Annotated in this window: 5 protein-coding genes; 4 read left to right on the forward strand and 1 reads right to left on the reverse strand. The window is 69.2% G+C overall.

Going from position 1 to position 6,000, the window contains the following annotated elements; all coding sequences use genetic code 11:
• Window positions 1–251 precede the first annotated feature (251 nt).
• A complete protein-coding gene (locus PY257_RS13150; protein WP_275742524.1) occupies window positions 252–2,396 on the forward strand; it encodes a catalase in 2,145 nt (714 codons plus the stop codon).
• Between the two features lie 8 nt (window positions 2,397–2,404).
• On the opposite strand, the gene PY257_RS13155 is transcribed toward PY257_RS13150, so the two are convergent.
• Window positions 2,405–2,800: a hypothetical protein gene (locus PY257_RS13155; RefSeq protein ID WP_275742526.1), complete on the reverse strand. Its 396-nt coding sequence runs from the start codon at window positions 2,798–2,800 to the stop codon at window positions 2,405–2,407.
• A gap of 192 nt (window positions 2,801–2,992) precedes the next feature.
• On the opposite strand from PY257_RS13155, the gene gph reads away from it, so the two are divergent.
• The 3 genes from gph to PY257_RS13170 all read left to right on the forward strand — a co-directional run bounded on the left by gph (window position 2,993) and on the right by PY257_RS13170 (window position 5,865).
• Window positions 2,993–3,691: a phosphoglycolate phosphatase gene (gene gph, locus PY257_RS13160; RefSeq protein WP_275742528.1), complete on the forward strand. Its 699-nt coding sequence runs from the start codon at window positions 2,993–2,995 to the stop codon at window positions 3,689–3,691.
• A gap of 314 nt (window positions 3,692–4,005) precedes the next feature.
• The gene (gene trpE / locus PY257_RS13165) at window positions 4,006–5,505 is read left to right on the forward strand and encodes an anthranilate synthase component I (RefSeq protein WP_275742530.1); all 1,500 of its coding nucleotides are present in this window, start codon (window positions 4,006–4,008) and stop codon (window positions 5,503–5,505) included.
• A 6-nt stretch (window positions 5,506–5,511) separates the two neighbouring features.
• Complete coding sequence (locus tag PY257_RS13170) at window positions 5,512–5,865, forward strand: chorismate mutase (protein WP_275742532.1); 354 nt, start codon at window positions 5,512–5,514, stop codon at window positions 5,863–5,865.
• Window positions 5,866–6,000 lie beyond the last annotated feature (135 nt).

Consider the following 6,000-nt stretch of genomic DNA (forward strand, 5'->3'; position numbering starts at 1 on the left):
CTCACGCGGCGGGCCGGCGGGCGGGCCTAGGCTTCTCCACTGCAGTACCGCAGTGGATGCGGCCTTTCTCCCAGGAAGCGAACAGGAGCCGCCCGTCATGGTCTGGATCGTTTGGTGTGTCGCCGCCGCCATGGCCTTCGGCGCCCTGGCTGCGCTCGTGAACGCCATCGAAAGCTGCTCCGACGCCCCTTGACTCCCGCCATCGCGGTGGGCCGCGCCGCGCGTCCGCCGTCCCTTTGAAGAGGATTCCCATGCCGCTGGCATCCCACCGCACCGCGCCCGCCGCGGCGCCTCCTGAAAGCTACCTCACCACCAGCCAGGGTCTGCGCATCTCCGACAACCACAATTCGCTGAAGTCGGGCGTGCGCGGGCCCACGCTGCTCGAAGACTTCATCTTGCGCGAGAAGATCACGCACTTCGACCACGAACGCATCCCCGAGCGCGTGGTGCATGCGCGCGGCAGCGCCGCGCACGGCTATTTCCAGCCCTACCGGTCGCTGGCCAGCGTCACGCAGGCGGCATTCCTGCAGGACCCGCAGCAGAAGACGCCGGTGTTCGTGCGCTTTTCCACCGTCGCGGGCGGCGCGGGCTCCGCCGACACGGTGCGCGACGTGCGCGGCTTCGCGGTGAAGTTCTACACGCAGCAGGGCAACTACGACCTCGTGGGCAACAACATCCCGGTGTTCTTCATCCAGGACGCGATGAAGTTCCCGGACCTCATCCACGCCCTCAAGCCCGAGCCGCGCCACGGCATGCCGCAGGCGGCCAGCGCGCACGACACGTTCTGGGATTTCGCCTCCCTCATGCCCGAGGCCACGCATATGCTGATGTGGCTCATGTCCGACCGCGCGCTGCCGCGCAGCCTGCGCATGATGCAAGGCTTCGGCGTGCACACTTTCCGCTTCATAAACGCTGCGGGCGACGTGCATTTCGTCAAGTTCCACTGGAAGCCCAAGCTAGGCATGCACGGCCTGGCGTGGGACGAGGCGCAGAAGATCGCGGGCAAGGACCCGGACTTCCACCGCCGCGACCTCTGGAGCGCCATCGCCCAGGGCCATTTCCCCGAGTGGGAACTGGGCGTGCAGATGGTGCCCGCAGGCCAGGAGCAGTCGCTGGGCATCGAGCTGCTCGACCCTACGAAGCTGATCCCCGAGGAACTGGTTCCCGTGGAGCCCATCGGCCGGATGGTGCTGGACCGCAACCCCGGCAACTTCTTCGCCGAGACCGAGCAGGTCGCCTTCCACCCCGGCCACCTGGTGCCGGGCATCGATTTCAGCAACGATCCGCTGCTGCAGGGGCGGCTGTTCTCGTACACCGACACGCAGCTCTCGCGCCTGGGTGGCCCCAACTTCCATCAACTGCCGATCAACCGCGCCGTCTGTCCCGTGCACAACTTCCAGCGCGACGGCATGCATTGCCAGGCCCCGCAGGCGGAGCGCGTGGCCTACGAGCCCCATACCCTGGGCCCCGCGGCCACGGAGATGCGCGTGGACGGCGACGCTCTGGGCTTCCAGACGCAGCCCGACACGGGCGACGACGCGCCGGGCGGCAAGCAGCGCGGGCGCAGTCCTTCGTTCCACGACCATTTCTCGCAGGCCACGCTGTTCTGGAACAGCCAGAGCCCGGCGGAGAAGGAGCACATCGTGGCCGCCTTCCGCTTCGAGCTGTCGAAAGTGCAGACGCCCGAGGTTCGCCAGCGCATGGTGGACAACCTCGCCTGCGTCGATGCCAGGCTGGCGCGCAAGGTGGCGTCGGACATCGGCGTCGGCGCGCCCGACGCGCAGGCCGCCGCGGGGCGCGCGGGTTTCCGGGTGCCCGATGCGGCGATGCCGGCCCTGGCGCTGACGGAATCCGCCGCCCTCAGCATGGCCGTGCGCGGGGCCGCGCCGGTCGCCACGCGCACGGTGGCGGTACTGGTGCACGACGGCATGGATGCGCTCGCGCTGCGCCCCGTGCTGCAGCAACTGGAAAAAGCCGGGCTGGCCTGCGGCACCGTCGGCCTGCGTCTGGGGTCGGTGGCGACCATGGGCAAGCGTAAATTCATGGTGGAGCACAGCTTCGCCACCATGCCGTCCGTGCTGTTCGACGCTGTGCTCGTGGCCGGCGGCGCGGATTGCGCCCAGGCGCTGTGCGCGCTGGGCGATGCGCGGCACTACGTGCAGGAAGCCTACAAGCACGGCAAGCCGATCTGCGCCGTGGATGAGGGCGTGGCACTGCTCGCGGGGCTGGGCATCGCGCCCGGCCAGGCAGCCGCCGACGTGGCGCTGGCCCACCCCGGCGTGGTGGTGGGCAGCGCGCGGGGCGAGGACGGCACCGCCCTGGCCCTGGCATTCATGCAGGCCATCGCGCAGCACCGGCACTGGGGCCGCGAGGATGCCGGCGGCGTCGCCGCCTGAGCGCGGGCCTACTGCGACAGTGGCGTGACCGCCTCCCGCAGCAGACCGCCGCCTTCCACGCTGCCGCTGGTGGTGCCGCCGCCGGACATGCGGGCCCTGCAGTCCGAGCGGTCTTCCGCACTCTTGAACACGGCACAGCGCTGCAGCGCATTGCGTTCATAGGTCGCGGCATCGCCGCCGGCCAATTGGCCGGCGCGCTCGGCCTGCAGTGCGGCCTCGGCTTCGTGCAGGCAGGCGGCCTGGCTTTCCTGCGACTGGCTGCGCAGGCAGTCCTGGCGGTACAGCCGGTAGCGCTGCTGGGCCGCATCGCCGGGCGCGGCATGGGCGGCAGCGCCCAGCAGGGCCGCCGCGCAGAACAGCAGCGGTGCATACACGGTGGAACGGGTGGGAGTAAGGAACATCATGGCAATACCTTTCGATGGCAAGCATCCCGCTGCGGGGACGACGGTTGCAGCGTAGGCCGCGCGTGCCCGCCCTACCTGTCGGACAGTTGGGCCGCCGCCCGGCCCCGGTATCGACGGCGCACGTAGGACGCCGCTGGCAGAAGCCCGCCGGTAAGATACCAAGCTTTGCCCGCCCGCGGCTGGACATCCGCCATGGCCCACACGCCCATTGCCGCCCGGCCCCTGGCGGCCATCCTCGATCTCGACGGCACCCTGGTGGACACCCTGGGCGACTTCGTCCACGCGCTGGGTGGCATGCTGGCCGACCTGTCGCTGCCGCCCGTGGGCAGGGCCGAGGTCGAGACGATGGTGGGCAAGGGCTCCGAGCACCTGATTCGCGCCGTGCTGGCCCACGTGCTGGGGCAGGCGCCCGGCGCGGCGGCGGTGCAGGCGCTGTACCCGCGCGCCCGGGACCGCTACCAGGACCACTACCGCGCCGTCAACGGCCGCCATGCCACGGTCTACCCCGGCGCGGTGCTGGGGCTGGAGCGCCTGTGCGGCCTGGGCCTGCCGCTGGCCTGCCTGACCAACAAGCCCACGGCCTTCGCGCTGCCGCTGTTGCGCGCCAAGGGGCTGGACGGCTTCTTCGCCCATGTCTTCGGCGGCGACAGCTTCGCGCGCAAGAAGCCCGACCCGCTGCCGCTCCTGAAGACCTGCGCGGCGCTGGGCACGCCGCCCGCGCGCACGCTGATGGTGGGGGATTCGAGCAACGACGCCCTGGCCGCGCGCGGCGCGGGCTGCCCCGTGGTGCTGGTGACCTACGGCTACAACCACGGCGTGCCGGTGCGCGCGGTGGATGCGGACGGCTTTGTCGATGCGCTGGCCGACCTGCAAATGCTCCCGAAAAAATAGCTGCCACCGCAGGTAATACGGGCGCTGGGGCCGGTTTTCATCAGAAAAATAGTGGGCCCCAACGCCCGCCGGACGCCGTTTGCTACACTTTGGACATGTTCATTCACCATGTTTTCACCACAGGTTGCGGCGACCGGGGAGCCTGGCCCTGGCGCAAGCCTGCGACATCGGCACGCATCTGAGCATCTGGCGCACGCGCGCCCCGCTGCTCCCGCAGCCCGCCCGGCAGCCTGGTCCCGGCGGCGCTTTCCCCGAATGAACTGTGGCGCCTTGAGCTTCCCGCGCGGCGCCACGAGCTTGGAGGCTCCCGTCCCGTGATCACCGAAATCGAATTCAAAAGTCTCGCCGGCCAGGGCTACAACCGCATCCCGCTGATGGCCGAGGCGTTCGCCGACCTCGAAACCCCGCTCTCGCTCTACCTCAAGCTGGCCCACGCCCCGGGCGGCGGGCGCAACAGCTTCCTGCTCGAATCCGTCGTCGGCGGCGAGCGCTTCGGGCGCTACAGCTTCATCGGCCTGCCCGCGCGCACCTTGCTGCGCGCCAGCGGCTTCGGCGCCGCCGCCAGGACCGAGGTGGTGACCGACGGCCAGGTGGTGGAAACTGCCGCGGGCAACCCGCTGGATTTCATCGCCGCCTACCAGAAGCGCTTCAAGGTGGCGCTCAGCCCCGGCCTGCCGCGCTTCTGCGGCGGGCTGGCAGGCTATTTCGGCTACGACGCGGTGCGCTACATCGAGAAGAAGCTCGAGGCCACCTGCCCGCCCGATACCCTGGGCTGCCCCGACATCCTGCTGCTGCAGTGCGAGGAGGTGGCCGTGATCGACAACCTCTCGGGCCGGCTCTACCTTATCGTCTACGCCGATCCGGCGCGGCCCGAGGCCTACGCCACGGCCAGGAAGCGCCTGCGCGAACTGAAGGGGCAGTTGCGCTACTCGGTCAGTGCGCCGCAGATCCTGCCCACCCAGGGCCACGCGCCCGAGCGCGAGTTCGCCAAGGCCGACTACCTGGCCACCGTGGAGCGCGCCCAGGAGCTGATCTTCGCGGGGGACTTCATGCAGGTACAGGTGGGCCAGCGCATCAGCAAGCGCTTCACCGAAAGCCCGCTGTCGCTGTACCGGACGCTGCGCTCGCTCAACCCCAGCCCCTACATGTACTACTACGACTTCGGCGACTTCCAGGTCGTGGGCGCCTCGCCCGAGATCCTGGTGCGGCAGGAGAAGGTGCGTGAAGGACAAAAGATCACGATCCGCCCGCTGGCCGGCACCCGCCCGCGCGGCGCCACGCCCGAGCAGGACAAGGCCGCCGAGGCCGAGCTGATCGCCGACCCGAAGGAGCGCGCCGAGCATGTCATGCTGATCGACCTGGCGCGCAACGACATCGGGCGCATCGCCAAGACCGGCACGGTCAAGGTGACCGAGCAGTTCGTGGTGGAGCGCTACAGCCACGTGATGCACATCGTGAGCAACGTCGAGGGCATCCTGAACGACGGCATGACCAACATGGACGTGCTGCGCGCCACCTTCCCCGCCGGCACGCTGACCGGCGCGCCCAAGGTGCACGCCATGGAACTGATCGACCGGCTGGAGCCCAGCAAGCGCGGCCTGTACGGCGGCGCCTGCGGCTACCTGAGCTACGCCGGTGACATGGACGTGGCCATCGCCATCCGCACCGGCGTCATCAAGAACGGCAGGCTCTACGTGCAGGCGGCCGCCGGCGTGGTGGCCGATTCCGTGCCTGAGTTGGAATGGAAGGAAACCGAGGCCAAGGCCCGCGCGCTGCTGCGCGCGGCCGAACTGGTGGAAGAAGGATTGGAGTAAAGCCGCATGTCACAGCACCTCAGCATCCCCATGGAGCATTGCGAAACCATGGCCGACGTGCGCCGCCACATCGACGCGCTAGACGACCGCATCGTCGCCCTGATATCCGAGCGCAGCGGCTACGTGGCCCAGGCCGCGCGCATCAAGGACAGCGCCGACCAGGTGTACGACGGCCCGCGCATCGAGTTCATCGTCAGCCGCGTGCGTGCCGGCGCGCGCAGCTTCGGCGCGCCCGAGGATGTGCTCGAAGCCACCTACCGGGCCATGGTGGACGCGTTCATCGCGTTCGAGGGCCGCACGTTCGAGCGCATCCGCGCCGCCCAGTCGCCCGAGACTCCGTCCGCGGGAGGTGCCGCATGAGGCTGCTGATGATCGGCAACTACGATTTAGATCCACTGAGGAGGGCCACAGAGTTTCGAGAGTAGTTACTAGGACTTACGCAAAAGCCATGGAGAGCGATGGACTTCTGAGTTCCTGACGCAAGTAGTCTGAGAG

Origin of the sequence: Curvibacter soli (assembly GCF_029211125.1) — a bacterium.
GTDB lineage: Bacteria > Pseudomonadota > Gammaproteobacteria > Burkholderiales > Burkholderiaceae_C > Curvibacter_A > Curvibacter_A soli.

Excerpts from the sequence above, each read along its gene's own strand:
- PY257_RS13150 (WP_275742524.1), top strand. The coding sequence starts at position 252 with ATGCCGCTGGCATCCCACCGCACCGCGCCCGCCGCGGCGCCTCCTGAA.
- PY257_RS13155 (WP_275742526.1), bottom strand. The coding sequence starts at position 2,800 with ATGATGTTCCTTACTCCCACCCGTTCCACCGTGTATGCACCGCTGCTG.
- gph (WP_275742528.1), top strand. The coding sequence starts at position 2,993 with ATGGCCCACACGCCCATTGCCGCCCGGCCCCTGGCGGCCATCCTCGAT.
- PY257_RS13170 (WP_275742532.1), top strand. The coding sequence starts at position 5,512 with ATGTCACAGCACCTCAGCATCCCCATGGAGCATTGCGAAACCATGGCC.